General features: G+C 37.2%; 17 protein-coding genes, 1 pseudogene and 1 riboswitch. Of the genes and pseudogenes, 12 read left to right on the top strand and 6 right to left on the bottom strand.

Translation table 11 applies throughout. The features are described 5' to 3' along the window. Positions 1-10: 10 nt before the first annotated feature. From NP781_RS16070 to NP781_RS16055, 4 genes are all read left to right on the top strand, one after another. On the top strand, positions 11-478 hold the full coding sequence (locus NP781_RS16070; protein ID WP_257520354.1) for a GNAT family N-acetyltransferase: 468 nt from the start codon (positions 11-13) through the stop codon (positions 476-478). 106 nt (positions 479-584) lie between these two features. Further along, positions 585-1,736: a cysteine desulfurase family protein gene (locus tag NP781_RS16065; protein WP_257520353.1), complete on the top strand. Its 1,152-nt coding sequence runs from the start codon at positions 585-587 to the stop codon at positions 1,734-1,736. Next, entirely contained in the window at positions 1,737-2,945 is a 1,209-nt protein-coding gene (gene thiI / locus NP781_RS16060) for a tRNA uracil 4-sulfurtransferase ThiI (RefSeq protein WP_048393538.1), read from the top strand. A gap of 145 nt (positions 2,946-3,090) precedes the next feature. Beyond that, positions 3,091-3,309 carry an alpha/beta-type small acid-soluble spore protein gene (locus NP781_RS16055; RefSeq protein WP_004226165.1) on the top strand — a complete coding sequence of 73 codons (219 nt, stop codon included), beginning with the start codon at positions 3,091-3,093 and terminating at the stop codon, positions 3,307-3,309. Positions 3,310-3,380: 71 nt separating this feature from the next. Here the strand turns inward: NP781_RS16055 and thiE are convergent, their stop codons facing one another. From thiE to thiM, 3 genes are read right to left on the bottom strand one after another with little or no spacing between them, the layout of a single operon-like run. After that, complete coding sequence (gene thiE / locus NP781_RS16050; RefSeq protein WP_221680997.1) at positions 3,381-4,025, bottom strand: thiamine phosphate synthase; 645 nt, start codon at positions 4,023-4,025, stop codon at positions 3,381-3,383. Next, positions 4,015-4,839, bottom strand: coding sequence for a bifunctional hydroxymethylpyrimidine kinase/phosphomethylpyrimidine kinase (gene thiD / locus NP781_RS16045; protein ID WP_257520352.1), 825 nt, complete (start codon positions 4,837-4,839; stop codon positions 4,015-4,017). The genes thiE and thiD overlap by 11 nt, the downstream gene beginning before the upstream one ends. After that, positions 4,827-5,594: a hydroxyethylthiazole kinase gene (gene thiM, locus NP781_RS16040; RefSeq protein ID WP_257520351.1), complete on the bottom strand. Its 768-nt coding sequence runs from the start codon at positions 5,592-5,594 to the stop codon at positions 4,827-4,829. Before thiM ends, thiD begins: the two co-directional genes overlap by 13 nt. An 84-nt stretch (positions 5,595-5,678) precedes the next feature. Beyond that, positions 5,679-5,776, bottom strand: a riboswitch (TPP riboswitch). Positions 5,777-5,966: 190 nt separating this feature from the next. Here thiM and mbcS point away from each other — a divergent pair. The 5 genes from mbcS (at position 5,967) to NP781_RS16015 (ending at position 11,035) form a co-directional block, all read left to right on the top strand. Continuing rightward, positions 5,967-7,550: an acyl-CoA synthetase MbcS gene (mbcS, locus tag NP781_RS16035; RefSeq protein ID WP_221680994.1), complete on the top strand. Its 1,584-nt coding sequence runs from the start codon at positions 5,967-5,969 to the stop codon at positions 7,548-7,550. A 186-nt stretch (positions 7,551-7,736) separates the two neighbouring features. Continuing rightward, entirely contained in the window at positions 7,737-8,750 is a 1,014-nt protein-coding gene (gene sppA, locus NP781_RS16030) for a signal peptide peptidase SppA (protein ID WP_257520350.1), read from the top strand. An 11-nt stretch (positions 8,751-8,761) separates the two neighbouring features. Then, the gene (locus tag NP781_RS16025; protein ID WP_257520349.1) at positions 8,762-9,388 is read left to right on the top strand and encodes an RDD family protein; all 627 of its coding nucleotides are present in this window, start codon (positions 8,762-8,764) and stop codon (positions 9,386-9,388) included. 124 nt (positions 9,389-9,512) lie between these two features. Further along, on the top strand, positions 9,513-10,016 hold the full coding sequence (gene tpx, locus NP781_RS16020; RefSeq protein ID WP_004226187.1) for a thiol peroxidase: 504 nt from the start codon (positions 9,513-9,515) through the stop codon (positions 10,014-10,016). An 89-nt stretch (positions 10,017-10,105) separates the two neighbouring features. Beyond that, positions 10,106-11,035: a class I SAM-dependent methyltransferase gene (locus tag NP781_RS16015; protein WP_221680992.1), complete on the top strand. Its 930-nt coding sequence runs from the start codon at positions 10,106-10,108 to the stop codon at positions 11,033-11,035. 61 nt (positions 11,036-11,096) lie between these two features. Here the strand turns inward: NP781_RS16015 and NP781_RS16010 are convergent, their stop codons facing one another. Next, positions 11,097-11,546, bottom strand: coding sequence for a universal stress protein (locus NP781_RS16010; RefSeq protein WP_004226191.1), 450 nt, complete (start codon positions 11,544-11,546; stop codon positions 11,097-11,099). A gap of 421 nt (positions 11,547-11,967) precedes the next feature. Between NP781_RS16010 and ald the strand changes: the two genes are divergently transcribed. Beyond that, positions 11,968-13,083 (top strand): alanine dehydrogenase, encoded by a 1,116-nt coding sequence (gene ald / locus NP781_RS16005; protein WP_257520348.1) that lies wholly within the window; start codon positions 11,968-11,970, stop codon positions 13,081-13,083. 51 nt (positions 13,084-13,134) lie between these two features. Here ald and NP781_RS16000 read toward each other — a convergent pair whose 3' ends face one another. Continuing rightward, on the bottom strand, positions 13,135-14,223 hold the full coding sequence (locus NP781_RS16000; protein ID WP_257520347.1) for a M24 family metallopeptidase: 1,089 nt from the start codon (positions 14,221-14,223) through the stop codon (positions 13,135-13,137). A 232-nt stretch (positions 14,224-14,455) separates the two neighbouring features. Between NP781_RS16000 and NP781_RS15995 the strand changes: the two genes are divergently transcribed. Both NP781_RS15995 and NP781_RS15990 read left to right on the top strand, forming a co-directional pair. Further along, complete coding sequence (locus NP781_RS15995; protein ID WP_257520346.1) at positions 14,456-15,139, top strand: metal-dependent hydrolase; 684 nt, start codon at positions 14,456-14,458, stop codon at positions 15,137-15,139. A 152-nt stretch (positions 15,140-15,291) separates the two neighbouring features. Next, a pseudogene (locus tag NP781_RS15990) lies at positions 15,292-16,598 on the top strand (DRTGG domain-containing protein). A 55-nt stretch (positions 16,599-16,653) separates the two neighbouring features. Here NP781_RS15990 and NP781_RS15985 read toward each other — a convergent pair. Further along, positions 16,654-16,959, bottom strand: a complete 306-nt coding sequence (locus NP781_RS15985) for a YtpI family protein (protein ID WP_221680989.1) — start codon at positions 16,957-16,959, stop codon at positions 16,654-16,656. Positions 16,960-16,975: the final 16 nt, after the last annotated feature.

The raw sequence follows: 16,975 nt of genomic DNA, 5'->3' as shown, positions 1-16,975 counted from the left end.
GTGATTCAGTATGAAACTGTCGAACAAAGAAATGAATGAACATTTTGCAAGTGAAATTTTACAATGGCAATATGTAGCACCTTACAATTTTTACAATAATGAATTATCGGGTGAAAATGTAAAAGAAATGCTTGATAATCCTTACTTTGCGATCTTTAATAATCATAGTGAATTAATTGGCTATTATTGTACAGGTACGGCAGCACAAGTGCCAAAAGGGCAAGATATCGGAGCGTATGAAGAATACTGTATAGATATTGGAATTGGTATGAAGCCAAATCTAACAGGTCAAGGATTAGGAACGACATTTTTTTCGTTTATTGTTCAAACAGTTCAAGAAGAACATCATCTACCATTACGTTTAACAGTTGCCCTATTTAATAAGAGAGCAATTCATCTTTATGAAAAATTTGGTTTTGTGAAAGCAATTGAATTTAGTACACCAACAGAGTTTGTCACGATGGTGAAAAAAATGTAGGATATCAATTAAAATTTAAAGAATCGTTAAAGTTAGTGGTCAATCGCCAAAGATTGCGTTATGATAAATACCGTTAAATCAACGTTTTGAAAGTGTGTGAAAAGTTATGGTTAATACAATTTATTTAGATAATAGTGCAACAACTAAGCCATTAAAAGAGGTTATGCAGGCATTTATGGTTGTGAATGAGCAGTATTATGCCAACCCAGCTTCCATTCATGCTATGGGTGTTGAAGCAAATGATTTATTAATACGTGCGCGTGAGCAAGTAGCAGATATTTTGCAGACAGAGGCAAAAAATGTGCTATTTACTTCAGGTGGTACAGAATCAAATAATGCTGCTATTTTTGGCATAGCACGTAGTAATACGCATATAGGAAAGCATATTTTAACGACTGAAATCGAACATCCATCAGTGCTAGAAACAATGAAACAGCTTGAAAAAGAGGGCTATGATGTTGAATATCTTCGTGTAGATCGAAATGGTGTGATTTCTCTAGATGAGCTTCGTACTAAAATACGAAAAGAAACAATTTTAGTTAGCATCATGCATGTGAATAATGAAATGGGTGCAATTCAGCCTATAAAGGAAGCTGCAAAAATGATTCATGAAATGAGTCGTGCTGCCTTTCATGTTGATGCTGTGCAAAGCTTTGGGAAATTAGCAATATCCTTTAAAGAAGAAGGACCTGACTGTATTTCTATCTCTGGCCATAAAATACATGGCTTTAAAGGCTCAGGAGTGTTAGCATTCCGTAAACCCATAAGATGGCAGCCATTTGCTCTTGGTGGAGGTCAGGAATTTGGTATGCGTAGTGGTACTGTAGCAGTTCCGCAAGCTGTTGCTTTAGCGAAAGCGGCTCGACTTGCTGTTGAAACAATGAACGAACGCACAAATAAATACCGTCAATGGCAAGATGAAATCCGTACTCAGCTAGAAAGTTTCGGCGAAGCAGTCCATGTTTTATCAACCCCACAGGGAGCTGCGCATATTGTATCATTTAGTGTTCGAGATTTAAAAGGGGAAGTCATTATTAATGCTATGCAAAAACGTGGTGTCATTGTGTCGACATCAAGTGCATGTTCTTCCAAGCAAACGAAAACAAGTCATGTAGTCGAGGCGCTTCACCTTGATGAGCATTATAAAAAAGGTGTGATTCGCCTTAGCTTTGGCGCACATAACACAATAGAAGATATAGAAAACTTTAAACAAGTACTAGCAGAAGTAATGTTGGAACTCAAAGGAGAAAATAAGTAAATGATTTGGAAAGAAATTTTAATTAGATATGGTGAGCTTTCTACAAAAGGTCGCAACAAAATGGATTTTATCCGCCGCTTACGTGAAAATATTCGTCATGCCTTTGCAGATTTAGGTCAACTGCATATTCGCACAGAACGCGACCGTATGTTTATTGCCATAGAAGACGAAGCACAAATGCAAATGCTAATTACAGGTTTACCTAAAATTTTTGGTATTCAATCATTTAGCCCTGTTGCTGCATGCGAAAAAGATATGGACAGTATGAAAAAGCTTGCTATCACGATTATGGAGACATTTAAAGACGAGCCACATACATTTAAAGTAGAGGTAAAACGTACTGATAAAACATTTCCTTTAGAATCTCATGCCATCCAACGTGAGATCGGGGGCTATGTTTTACCACAATTTCAAAATTTATCCGTTAAAGTGAAGCAGCCTGATATTGAGCTACGTGTAGAAGTTCGCCATGATGCAACTTATATGATGGCACAAGTCATTCCTGGTGCAGGTGGAATGCCTGTAGGATCAAATGGCAAGTCTTTATTAATGCTATCTGGCGGTATTGATAGCCCTGTTGCAGGTTATTTAATGATGAAGCGTGGTGTGCGATTAGAGGCAATTCACTTCTTTAGTCCACCTTATACAAGCCAAAATTCATTGGAAAAAGTTAAAGTGCTTGCCAATGAATTAACAAAATTTGGTGCTAGTATTCGTTTACATGTCATTCCTTTTACTGAAATACAAGTTCTTATTAAAGAAAAAGTACCTTCTAACGTATCGATGACTACAACACGCCGAATGATGTTGAAGGTTGCTGATCAGGTGCGTGAGGAAATTGGTGCACTTGCTATTGTAACGGGTGAAAGTCTGGGGCAAGTAGCGAGTCAAACGCTTGAAAGTTTAACAGCAATAAACGCAGTAACAAATACACCTATTCTTCGTCCGCTGATTTCAACAGATAAATTAGAAATTATTGATATTGCAGAAAAAATCGGCACATACGAAACATCTATTCAGCCATTTGAAGATTGCTGCACGATTTTTACACCAGCAAGTCCAAAAACAAAACCGAAGCTTGAAAAGGTTGAGCATTATGAAAGCTTCTCTGACTTTGATGAATTGATCGAGCGAGCAGTGAAGAATCGCGAGGTCTATATTTTCCCTAAGAAAGAAGAACAACAAGATAAATTTGCAGATCTACTATAAGGATTTAAAAGCCGTCTCAAAGCCCATTTTGAGACGGCCTTTTTGTATGGATATCGATATTCCAATAGAGGTACAATTTACCTCTAATTTTTTTGTATTAAAAATCTAATATCGCACATTCTATATTCACAAGGAGGTGAGAAACATGGCTTCAAACAACAACCGCAGTTCAAACCAGCTTGCAGTACCTGGTGTACAACAAGCACTAGATCAAATGAAATACGAAATTGCACAAGAATTTGGTGTTCAATTAGGAGCTGAAGCTTCAGCTCGTGCCAACGGTTCCGTTGGTGGTGAAATCACTAAACGTCTTGTACAAATGGCAGAATCTCAATTAAAAGGTATGCCAAACAACAACCAATAAATGCTGATTAAGCATTTATAAACTTAAAACCAGTGACCGTAAAAGGCACTGGTTTTAGTTTGTTTATTTGATCATTTATTTATACGAGTTAGAGATCTAAATGTAGCTACTGTATGATCAACATCTTTGCTTTGACAGATAGCTGAAATAACAGCAACACCATCAACCCCCGTTTGAAATACAGAATGTGCATTTGTGAAATTTATTCCACCGATTGCTACAATTGGTAATTCAGGATGCAGTGAATGAGCCTCCTGTAAAAAAGTTGTGCCACATGGTGGTTGTGCATCGCTTTTAGAGGATGTTGGAAAGATTGGACCGATACCAACATAATCAGCTTGATGGTTAATAGCTATTTGCAATTCTTCCTCGCAATGGACAGATACACCAAGAATCATTTTCCCAACTCTTTTACGTGCTACACTTACAGGTAAATCATCTTGTCCGATATGAACACCATCAGCGCCGAGTCGTATCGCTAGATCAACATCGTCATTAATGATGAAGGGCACATTATATTGATGACATAGTTTTTGACATTGGCGTGCAAATTGTTCATAGGCAAGTCCAGTTAACGCATGAGGACCTTTTTCGCGAAATTGAAACATTGTAATGCCTGCTTGCAAGGCTTTTTCTAGGATATAGAGTGGTTGTTCTTGAGGAGGAACATTGCTCGTACCCATAATAAAATAAAGCTGCAAATCCTCACGTTTCATGAATAATCACCTCACAGGCTTCCTTATGCTGTTGATAAGCAAAATGATTAGTGGGTCCATGACCATTTCCAATCGATAAATTATACATAATAGCTAATTGGATAAATTTTTTAGCTTCTATAATGGCATTTTCCAGAGTGAATCCTTGTCCAAGAAAAGCAGTAAGTGCTGCGGAAAATGTACATCCAGTACCATGCGTATTTTTTGTTTGGATTCGAGGAGACTGCATCGAAAAAGAACGTCCATTTTTAAAAAATACATAATCAATGGCATAAAGTGGATCTGCTAAATGACCACCTTTAATGATGACACATTGTACACCTAGCTGTAACAAGCTTTGAGCTACTTCTTTCATATCTTCAAAATGATGTATAGCTTTCCCAGTAAGTGTCTCTGCCTCAGGTATATTAGGCGTAACAACCGTAGCAAGTGGTAGTAAAGTTGAGCATAAGGCATCGATAGCTTCTTGCTGTAATAGGCTTTCCCCACCTTTTGCAATCATCACCGGATCAACAATCAGTGGAATGTTTAGCTCACTGATCGTGTGTGCAATTGCTTTGATAATATCTGAGGAATAAAGCATTCCTGTTTTAATCGCAGCGATTGGAAAATCTTCTACCAAGGCCTCGAATTGTTTTTTTATAAAGGAAACGTCAATTGGGCAAACACCTGTTACACCCAAAGTATTTTGAGCAGTTAAAGCAGTAATCACAGAAGTACCAAACACTTCTAATTCCTGAAATGTTTTTAAATCAGCCTGTATACCCGCGCCACCACCACTATCTGAGCCAGCGATTGTTGTTACAATATGCATGAAGCTACACCATCCTTTGATAAGCGATGTATAGCATTGAGTAAGGCTATTTGAAAATCACCAATGTCTGCAGTAAATGCTGATGCCAGTACACCTGCTTTTTTATAGTAAGTAAGTGTTTCTATTAATTGTTGGTAAGGGTTATGGCTTACACTATAGGCTGCGCCACAAATTGCGCTAAGTAAACAACCTGTACCCGTTACTTCCGTCATTTGTGGATGACCACCAGCGATCCATTGACTATGCTTGCCATCAGTTATAAAATCGCGTTCTCCTGTGACAATAACAATGCATTGATAGCGTTGAGCCAATGATACGGCTTCTGCTTCCATAGCGATAGTGCCATGACCACTATCGACACCTTTTTGTTGCCAATTTACACCAGCTATTGCTGCTAGCTCGCCGAGATTACAGCGAATAACGGCAAATTGTATGTTTTCAAGTAAATATTTTACGGTTTCCTTACGGTAAGTTGTGGCTCCAACTCCGACAGGATCTAAAACAACAGGAATATCAAGTGTATTGGCTTTTTCACCTGCTAATAACATGGCACTTTTTGTGCGATTATTAAGTGTTCCAATATTAATTAATAATGCTTGAGCAATGGCTACCATCTCCTCTACCTCTTGGCAGTCATCGGCCATTACTGGTGAAGCACCTATCGCTAATAAACCATTTGCTTGAAAATTTGCCACTACATAATTGGTAATACAATGTATAAGTGGTTGTTGTTGACGAATTGTTTGAAAAATCATTGTAGTCCTCCTTTAGGGATGGACGTAAGCATGCAAAAAAGGCTCTTTTTGTGTAAAAATGCACGAAAAGAGCCTTTCATCTGAAAAAAGATGTTTATTGCTCCCTACGTCAGTATTAACTAACAGGTTCAAAGGGTCAGGTTTTACCTTCTCAACTCTTGCGAGTCCCCCTGCAATCTTGCTTTTAGTTGACCAAAATGTACCATACTTTTCATTTGTATTCAATAGCAAGTTTTCCTATAGATAAAATGTGACCGATGCCATATAGGAGAGTATGATAGTTGTCATGACTTTACCGAAATTAAACACAAACCATTGAAAATGCTGAAAAAAGAGTTTTATAATGTGTCATAACAAAAGGGGGCAATTGCCATGAAAAGACAAGATTTAGTTGCACCAGAATGGTATAACATAGTAGAGGAAATTGAAAAATATGCTCAGGATGCAACCAAAAATGCTTTAATCATTTATGAAGAAAACCAAGACATCCAATGTATTACATATGCACATTTATTGGAAAAAGCGAATCAAGCAGCACATGTATTCACCAAGCAAGGTTTAAAGAAAGGTGATGTCATTTTAGTGATGGTACCCCGTTCAGTGGAAGCATATATTGTGTATATTGCTGCATTAAAAGCAGGTTTAACTATTATTCCAAGTTCTGAAATGTTAAGAACAAAGGATATTGAGTATCGAATTCGTCATGCAAATGCTAAAGCGGTTATTGCATTTGAACCCTATATTGAACAGTTCGATAAGGTGGGGAATTTACAAGACATCCAACAATTTGTCATAGGGAATGCACATAAACCTTGGCAGAACATACTTGAAAAAATGTATAATCAATCTACAACCTACATAAATCCTATCCCAACAAAAAGCACAGACAATGCATTTTTAGCCTATACAAGTGGAACAACAGGAAATCCAAAAGCAGCAGTGCATACTCATAGTTGGGGCTATGCTCATTTACGAACAACAGCACCACATTGGTTGGGTGTACAAGAAAATGATATTGTTTGGGCGACTGCAGCACCAGGCTGGCAAAAATGGATATGGAGTCCGTTTCTGGCTACTTTAGGCAGTGGTGCTACTGCATTTGTCTACAAAGGTAAATTTGAAGCATCTTCTTATTTAGCATTGCTTCAGAGATTCAAAATCAATGTACTATGCTGTACACCAACTGAATATCGTTTTATGGCAGCGCTTGATAATTTACATGAGTATGATTTAAGTGCAATTCGCCAAGCTGTATCAGCTGGTGAGCCATTAAATAGTGAGGTCATTAGAGTATTCTTGGAAACATTTAAATTACAAGTGCGAGATGGCTATGGACAAACGGAAAATACATTATTAGTAGGCACAATGGTAGGGATGGAAGCAAGAGTTGGCTCTATGGGAAAACCTACTCCTGGCAACACTGTTGAAATTATTAATGATGTGGGCAAACCCGTTACAATCGGAGAAGTTGGTGATATTGCTGTTCATCGTGAAACACCAGCCCTCTTTAAAAAATATTTAAATGATCCTGAACGTACAAATTTACAATTTCGAGGGGATTGGTATATTACAGGAGATCGTGCCTATAAAGATGAAGATGGCTACTTTTGGTTTGATGGGAGAGGAGACGATGTTATTATATCCTCAGGCTATACAATTGGCCCTTTTGAAGTAGAGGATGCTTTAATGAAACATCCAACCGTAAAAGAGGCTGCTGTTATTGCGAGCCCTGATAAAGTAAGGGGAAATATTGTCAAGGCATTTATTGTTCTGCGCAATGGTGAAAAAGGTGATGAAGCGCTTATTCAAACACTCCAAAGTCATGTGAAATCATTAACCGCTCCTTATAAATATCCACGTGCTATTGAATTTGTAGAGGAGCTACCGAAAACATCTTCTGGGAAAATTAGACGTGTCGAATTACGACAACATGAAGTCAAACACCTCCAATTATAATCATTTCCTAGGAAATAATGTCGAAAATCAAAGTTCATCAAAGGTATGGACTTTGATTTTTTTATTTTTTTTAGGTAAGGTAATATGAGGAAATACATAGCTTAAAGCTTTTTGTGTTTAATTATTGCAAAAAAATGAAACAAATTGGCAAGTCATACGTATTACGTGTTGAGGAGGCGGAAAGACATGAATGTAAAAAGGTGGGTTGCTTTAGTAGTGGCAGGTGTTCTCTTATTATTTTCGTTGGGAATTAATACCATTTTTGCGCTATTTAAAGCAGATTTCCTAGGTAATTTTGATAGCTTAATGGCAGGTAATAGCTTAGATGTATATGAAAATGTCATTGAAGGGGAAAATTTTGATAAGCGAATTGCTTATTTAAAGGTAGATGGAACGATTCAAGATATCGGCTCAAGTACATTGTGGCAACCAGTTGCCTATGATCATCAATTTTTCTTAGAACAATTGGATAATATTTTATATGATGAGTCCATACAGGGTGTTGTTTTAAGCGTTAATTCACCAGGTGGTGGTGTAAAGGAATCTGCAGATATCTATAAAAAGCTACTAAAAATTAAAGAAGAACGACAAATTCCAATTTATGTATCGATGGATTCTATGGCAGCTTCAGGTGGTTATTATATTTCGGCACCAGCAGATAAAATATTTGCCCATCGTGATACAATAACAGGCTCTATTGGTGTTATCATGCAATCTATTAACTATCAAGAGCTTGCTGAAAAAGTAGGGGTCAAATTTGAGACGTTTAAATCTGGAGAGCATAAAGATATGCTAAGTCCAATGCGTGAAGTGACAGCTGAGGAACGTGCAATGATGCAAGATATGATTAATGAAACGTACGAAGAATTTGTAGATATTGTAGAGCAAGGACGTAATATGTCTGAAGCAGAAGTGAAGAAGGTTGCAGATGGTCGTATTCTTGGTGGTACAAAAGCGCTTGAAGCAGGGTTAATTGATGAAATTGGTGATGAAGAAGCGGCCATTGCAGCTCTTCGTGAAGATTATGGACTTGAAGAAGCGGCTTTATTTGAGTATTCATACGATATGGGTGGCTGGCAATCATACGTAGGTATGAAAATTGGCTCCATGTTCGGTCCCTCTGCCGAAGAAAAAATGCTAATGAAAATCATGACGGACTATAGCGCACCGAAAATGATGTATCTATATGGGGAATACTAAGGGGGAGCACAATGACAAACAATGAAATTGTTATGCAAGGTTCACCCTCTATGGAAAATGGGTTCTATATAAATACCTCAGGAGAATCAGTAAATGAAAAAAACTATGCTTTAAAAACTGCTGGTTTTTGGGTACGATTTTGGGCATTTTTATTAGATGGATTCATCATTTCTGCTGTAGGTGGAATACTCGTCAATCCTATCTTCTATTTAATGGATTGGTCTTTATCTGATTCTGTTTGGTATGCGCCAATTTCTATTATTACAGCAATTTTCTACTATAGCTATTTTGTGCTGATGACCAAGTTCTTTGGGCAAACACTAGGGAAAATGGTGTTTGGATTACGTGTAATTTCATTAAAGCACGATCAGCTAACTTGGTCAGATGTGTTATTCCGTGATTGGATTGGTCGTATCATCAATAATATTTTTATGCCACTGTATATTTTGGTAGTGATTTTACCAGAAAATCAAGGTTTACATGATTATTTTGCCGATACAACAGTGGTGCACGAAAAAATCTTTATTGAAAAGGCTTCAACACCGACTACTTTACCAAAACAAGAAGAACATGTAGAAATTACTGTACAAGAAGAAAAAATAGACTTAGCCAAGATAGAGGAAAAGAATGAACAATAAACATAAGACTGTCTCAAATTATGAGACAGTCTTATCTATTTCTAAGTATGTAAGCTATCATAGTTGCAATTAATTCCCTTCATTTAGTAATATTATGTACATATGATGATTAGGAGGCGTTTATATGGCACAAGTAACATTTAAAAATGGTCCAGTGACACTAGTAGGAAATGAAGTAAAGGTGGGCGATCAAGCTCCAGATTTTACGGTATTAGCGAATGACCTATCACCTGTAACATTAAATGATTCAGAAGGGAAAATTCGTTTATTTAGTGTTGTACCATCATTAGATACTGGTGTATGTGATGCGCAAACACGTCGATTCAATGAGGAAGCAGCTAACTTAGGTGATAATGTAGTCATTTATACAGTATCTGTGGATCTTCCATTCGCTCAAAAGCGTTGGTGTGGTGCAGCAGGTATTGATGCAGTCCAAACTGTATCAGATCACCGCGACCTTTCATTTGGTGAGGCATATGGCGTATACATTCAAGAATTACGTCTTCTGACACGTGCAGTATTCGTTGTGGATGCAAACAATAAAGTAACATATGTTGAATATGTACCTGAAGCTACAGATCATCCAAATTATGAAGCGGCCATTGCAGCTGTCAAAGCACTAGCATAATAAGCTGCTTTTAGGCTAAGATAATACTAGACAAAGGGGCTGTGACAAGTGTTTGTCACGGCTCTTTTCTGCGTGAAAGGAAGTTAGATATGGAAAATATCGAAAAGTTATTTGGTTTGCTAAATGAGCATGCCGAAAAAATCGAAAAAGAACACAATATAACGTTACTAGAGGGATTATTAAATGGGTTAGAGGCATGGCTTGATGGTGAAGTTGATTTTTCTCAAAAAGATGCAACAAAAGAGGATATTCGTAAAGCGATTCAAATTGCTATTTTAAAAGGAATGCGCAAAGGCTCACAACCGAATCATCAAATGACTCCTGATACGTTAGGGCTATTAGTGGGCTACTTTGTGGAGCAGATTTTTGCAGAGCGTCTTGAAAATGAAAAGATCTCGATCATGGATCCAGCAGTAGGCACGGGCAATTTATTACTGACGGTTATGAATTTATTAGATGGAAAAGTAGAAGCAACAGGTGTAGAGGTGGATGAGCTACTTATTCGCCTTGCTGCGGCAACTGCTGATTTAACAGAACAACCTATTTCTTTATACCGTCAAGATGCATTAGAAGATTTATTGGTGAATCCAGTTGATGCCGTTGTTTGTGATTTACCTGTAGGTTATTATCCCAATGAAGAAGTGGCGCTCGATTATGAATTATGTCCAGCGGAGGGAATGAGTTATGCCCATCATTTATTCATCGAGCAATCAATGAATTATACAAAGGATGGCGGCTATTTATTTTTCCTTGCACCAGCTCATCTTTTTGAGTCAGAGCAGTCTAAGCAATTACACAAATACATTCAAAAGCATGCGTGGATTCAAGCGATTATTCAATTACCTGACTCCATGTTTGCGAATAAATCATTAGAGAAGAGCATTGTGATTTTACAAAAACAATCGAAGGAATTGAAAGCTCCTAAAGAAGTCCTATTAGCTAAAGTACCAAATATGCAGAATAAGCAGGCACTTGCGCTATTCTTTGAAAAAGTGAAGATATGGAAAGAGGGCAAGTAATTGCTCTTAAGTGCAAGTAAAAAGGTATCCTATACAAGGATACCTTTTTATGTATTACAAATTAGTTTTCTGGCGTACGGATAACTAGTACGTCACATTTAGCTGAACGTACGATAGCCTCAGATACAGAACCGATTAGGAAGCGTTCTACTGCATTTAGACCAGTTGCACCACAAATGATTAAATCTGCGTCTACGATGTTAGAAAGCTCTTTTGTTATGATATTTTTTGGAGAGCCATACTCGATGATAAGATTAACGTTCGTTAAACCTTCATCTTCAGCTTGCTTTTTGTAACCATTTAATAGTTCTTCAGAAAATGCTTGAGCACGCTCTGCAATGGAACGGTCATATGCTTCGATAGCAGCAAATGAACGAGTATCGATTACATTTACTAGATTTAACACTGCACCTTCGTTTCGTTTTGCAACATCAATTGATTTACGAAACGCGTATTCAGCTTCTTTTGAACCGTCTACTGCAACAACAATGCTTTTATAATGATTAGCCATTTGAAAAACCTCCCTGATTTGTATATGTTGATTATACCAAATGATTTTCTAAAGGAAATACTTTCCGCAAGAAAAATTATGAAAATGTGAAGGCATTTCATGTAGAAATGTTAATTAATTATAAATATCTAATTCCCACTATTTGCAGTGTGTAAACGTTCTTTGGTTGGTTTCAACTACACATGAATCAGCTCCATTAACTGCTACTTATACTCCTTTTTAGTTTTTAAATATAGTAATTTATAATGTTATACAACGTTTGAATATTTGTTATTTTGGAAATCTTATAAATTTTATCTGTATTTGCATTAGTTAAAGCTTTTTTTGCAATTGTTTGGTAATATGGAAGTGCAAGGGGTGCATCAAGTTTAGTTACATAAATGATGCTTATTTCTTACGTTATGGAAGGGGATAGGAAACAATGAAGATTGGTATTCCAAAGGAAATTAAAAACAATGAAAATCGTGTAGCAATGACACCAGCAGGAGTTGTCACTTTAACACATGCAGGGCATGAAGTGTACATTGAAACAGGAGCGGGGCTAGGTTCAAGCTTTACGGATGCTGATTACATTGCAGCAGGTGCTCATATTGTTCAAACAGCTAAAGAAGCTTGGTCCCAAGAAATGATTATGAAGGTAAAAGAACCCGTAGCTTCTGAGTATGATTACTTCTACGAGGGTCAAATTTTATTCACTTATTTACACTTAGCGCCAGAGGTTGAATTAACTCAGGCACTTTTAAATAAAAAAGTAGTAGGAATTGCCTACGAAACAGTACAATTAGCAAATGGTTCATTACCATTGTTAACACCAATGAGTGAAGTCGCTGGTAAAATGGCTACACAAATTGGTGCACAGTTCTTAGAGAGAAACCATGCTGGTAAAGGTATTTTACTAGGTGGTGTATCGGGTGTACAACGTGGAAAAGTGACAGTAATTGGCGGTGGTATTGCAGGTACAAATGCTGCAAAAATTGCTGTTGGCATGGGTGCTGATGTGACAGTTATCGATTTAAGTCCAGAACGTTTACGTCAATTAGAAGATATGTTTGGACGTGATGTTCAAACATTAATGTCTAATCCATATAATATTGCACAATCAGTGAAAGATTCAGATTTAGTTATTGGTGCGGTACTAATCCCAGGCGCAAAAGCACCGAAACTTGTATCGGAAGAAATGATTCAGTCAATGCAAGCCGGCTCTGTTGTAGTCGATATCGCAATTGACCAAGGTGGTATTTTTGCAACATCTGACCGTGTGACAACACATGATGATCCAACATATGTGAAGCATGGCGTTGTACACTATGCAGTTGCTAATATGCCTGGTGCGGTACCACGTACTTCTACAATTGCTTTAACAAATAATACAATTCCATATGCACTTCAAATTGCTAACAAAGGCTACAAACAAGCTTGCCTTGATAATGCAGCACTGAAAAAAGGTGTGAATACATTAGATGGACAACTAGTTTATAAAGCAGTGGCAGATTCACAAGGGCTACCATTTGTCAATGTGGATGAGTTAATTCAATAAACTTTGTTAGAAAGAGAAAAAGGAAGCACACTAATTGCTTCCTTTTTTGCATTATAGAATGATTAAATCTTTCGGGAATTTTGTTAATACTTCAACGCCATCTTTTGTAACGACAACATCATCCTCAATACGTACGCCTGTTACATCTGATTTATAAATGCCAGGCTCAATCGTAAAGACCATACCTTCTTCCATCGTCATCTCATTTGCACCTGTAACAGATGGGAATTCATGTACAGAAATACCAAGACCATGTCCAAGGCGGTGCGTGAAATATTCACCATAGCCAGCCTCTGTAATTGTATCACGCGCAATTTTGTCTAAGTCCATCGCACGAACACCTGGTTTTACTGCTGCGACCGCATTTGTGTTGGCAGCTAAAACAGTTTGATAAATTTCTTTTTGTGCTTCGCTAGGTTCACCAAAAGCTACAGTACGTGTAATATCTGAGCAATAGCCATCGTAAATAACGCCAAGGTCAAATAGTACCATATCACCCTTTTCGATTTTACGTGCACCTGGTTTCCCATGAGGAGAGGCCGTTTTTGGACCACTCAATACCATTGTTTCAAAAGACATTTTACATCCTTTATCTTGAATGGCACTTTCGATTGCTGTTAGGATTTCCATTTCTGTTTTACCTTCAGCAATTTCCTTGCAACCGATTTCAATTGCATAATCGGCCAATTCAGCAGCTTTACGTAATTTTTCTAATTCACTTTCATCTTTGATTACGCGCATCGCATTAATCTTTTCGTCAAGACGCACAAAGCTAGCTTGAGGGAAAGATTGCTGTAAAGCTTCCAAGCGCTCAACGATGAGTTGTGCTTTTTCAATAGCAAATGTAGCTGGGGTGATTTGGCGTGCTACGATCGCTTGAGCAAGAACTTCCATCGAATTTTCTGTATCTTGATGACCAATTACCTCATAAGACCAACCAGCAGCCTTTGCATCTGGAATCTCCATTTGTGGACAAATTAGAAAAGGCTCCACATCTTTAAAAATCATGACTCCTAGTAATCTTTCATGTGGATTACTTTTAAAGCCTGAAACGTAAAAAACATTGTCAGGTGTTGTTACGAACGCTGCATCGATATGATTTTGCTGCAAGTAACGTTGGATTTCTTCAACCGTCGACATCAATATGTCCTCCTTTTATTGCATGGAAAATTTTACGTAAGAAAGCTTCGACTGCCGAAAAAAGTAGCGAGGATTCTTATCGAGTACTGAATAATTATGCTCTAACAGGGTATAAGGCTGTTAGAGAAAACTACCATTATTCTCTGTACAAGCATATCAAAAAAAGGGAAAAAGCGCATGGGTAGCGAATTAAAATGTTGAACTGTATTTGTTAACCGAGGAGGATGTTAAGATGAAAATAAGTTATCATGGGCATTCAGTTGTAAAAATTGAATCAAATGGAAAAACGATATTAATTGACCCTTTTATTAATGGCAATGGGCAAACAGACTTAAAAGTGGCTGATGAAGCGCCAGATATTATTTTACTTACACATGGCCATAATGATCATGTTGGAGATACAGTAGAATTAGCGAAGAAAAAAGATGCGCTAGTGATTGCGCCAAATGAGCTGGCTAATTGGATTTCTTGGCAAGGTGTAAAAACACACCCGATGCATATAGGTGGTGCGAAGGAATTTGACTTCGGTAAAGTAAAGTTTACACAAGCCTTTCATGGATCTTCTTATGTAACAGAAAATAACGAAATTATTTATATGGGCATGCCTGCCGGAATTTTATTATTTATTGAAGGATTAACGATTTATCATGCGGGCGATACAGCTCTTTTTGGTGATATGAAACTAATTGGTGAACGACATCCAATTGATATAGCATTCTTACCGATTGGTGATAATTTTACAATGGGGCCAGAGGATGCAGCCTGTGCAGTTTCGTTTTTAAAACCGAAAATTGTCGTACCGATGCATTACAATACTTTTCCACCAATCGAGCAAGATCCGCAAATTTTTGCAGATTTAGTACAAAATACAGAAGTTCAAATTTTGAAAGCTGGCGAAAAAGTAAACTGTTTCTAATCGTTGGTAATGCTGTACTATATGAATTGACACCACGCTGGTAGTTGAAATGATGGGGAAAGTTAAACTATTTCATCACTTTATATTAAATATTTTCTTAAAAAATATGGTACACTAAGAGCAGAATTGAAGCTTAGGAAATAGGTGATATTTTGTCTACAAAACATGAGAAAATTTTACAATACATCGAATCACTACCCGTGGGCGATAAAATTTCAGTACGGCAAATAGCAAAGGAAATGCAAGTGAGTGAAGGAACGGCTTACCGTGCAATAAAGGAAGCTGAAAATCGTCGCTTAGTAAGTTCTATTGAACGTGTTGGAACAATTCGTATTGAGAAAAAAAGAAAGAAAATATTGAGCGCTTAACTTTTGCAGAAATTGTTAATATTGTAGATGGCCAAGTTTTAGGTGGTAAATCAGGTCTACATAAAACACTAACAAAATTTGTTATTGGTGCCATGCAATTAGAGGACATGATGCGTTACACGGATGCAGGTAGCTTATTAATTGTTGGTAACCGTATTAAAGCACATGAAAATGCCCTTCGAGCGGGTGCAGCTGTTTTAATCACGGGCGGTTTTGATACTACGGAAGATAATAAGTTGCTTGCAGATTCTTTGGATTTACCAATTATTTCAACGAGCTACGATACGTTTACAGTAGCAACAATGATTAATCGGGCAATCTATGACCAATTGATTAAAAAAGATATTCTTTTTATCGAAGACATTTATGTACCAATGACTGACACTGCAGCATTAAAAAGTGATGAAACAATTCATCATTTCCAGAAGCTGAATGAACGAACTACCCATGGTGCATTTCCTGTAGTTACCCACCAAAATAAACTGGTCGGTATGATTACCGTAAAAGACGTCATTGGTCGTGAAGAAAACGAGCTTATTGAAAAAGTAATGACGAAAAACCCGATTGCTGGCTCCATGAAAATGAGTGTCGCCTCTGCAGGGCATCGAATGATTTGGGAGGGGATTGATCTCTTACCAATTGTAGATGACGACAATATTTTACAGGGTGTTATTAGCCGTCAAGATGTACTGAAGGCGTTGCAATTAGCACAAAGACAGCCACAGCACGGTGAAACGATTGATGATTTAGTGAAAAATGAAATGAAGGTATTAGGTGATGAAGAACTCATAGTTGAATTTAAAGTCACACCACAAATGACCAATCAATATGGAGCAATTTCATACGGTGCTTTTACAACTTTACTGGCTGAGGTCGGTTCATTCGCATTAAAACGACGTAAACGTGGAGATGCAGTGGCAGAGAATATGACTATTTATTTTATTAAACCAGTCCAAATGGAAAGTACGCTAACTGTTAAGCCTCGGATTTTAGATATGAGTCGTAAGTTTGTGAAAATGGATTTTGAAGTGTATAATCAACAAATGCTTGTTGGTAAGGCAATGATGATGTTCCAACTATTAGAACGTTAAGTATTGAAAAGGGATGGCCTAGCGCAATTGCTTGGTCATCCCTTTGTTACATATATTATTGATTAATGCGGAATTCTTCCTCAACAAATTGTCCATAATGACGTGCTTTTTTTATATTTTCTATAATAACTAAGATGCCGAGCGCGGCAAGAATTGCTACAATAATAAATGTAAATAAGCTCGGGAATAAATAAGCTTGATTTAAAGCAAATGACAAAATTAAGGAACCTAAGCCGATGTTCGCTTTGCTTTTATACCAGTTTTTAGCAATAGGTAATGGAGAACGGAATTGTTTTGTTTTAAAATAAAAATAAAAAACAAAAGATATGATAATCGCAAACACAAATATTAAATTGAGCATAGTAAACCTCCTAGCA

The organism is Lysinibacillus sp. FN11, assembly GCF_024628845.1.
Classification (GTDB): domain Bacteria; phylum Bacillota; class Bacilli; order Bacillales_A; family Planococcaceae; genus Lysinibacillus; species Lysinibacillus capsici.
The sequence above is the reverse complement of the archived record's forward strand: the minus strand, read 5'-3'. Positions and strand labels throughout refer to the sequence as shown.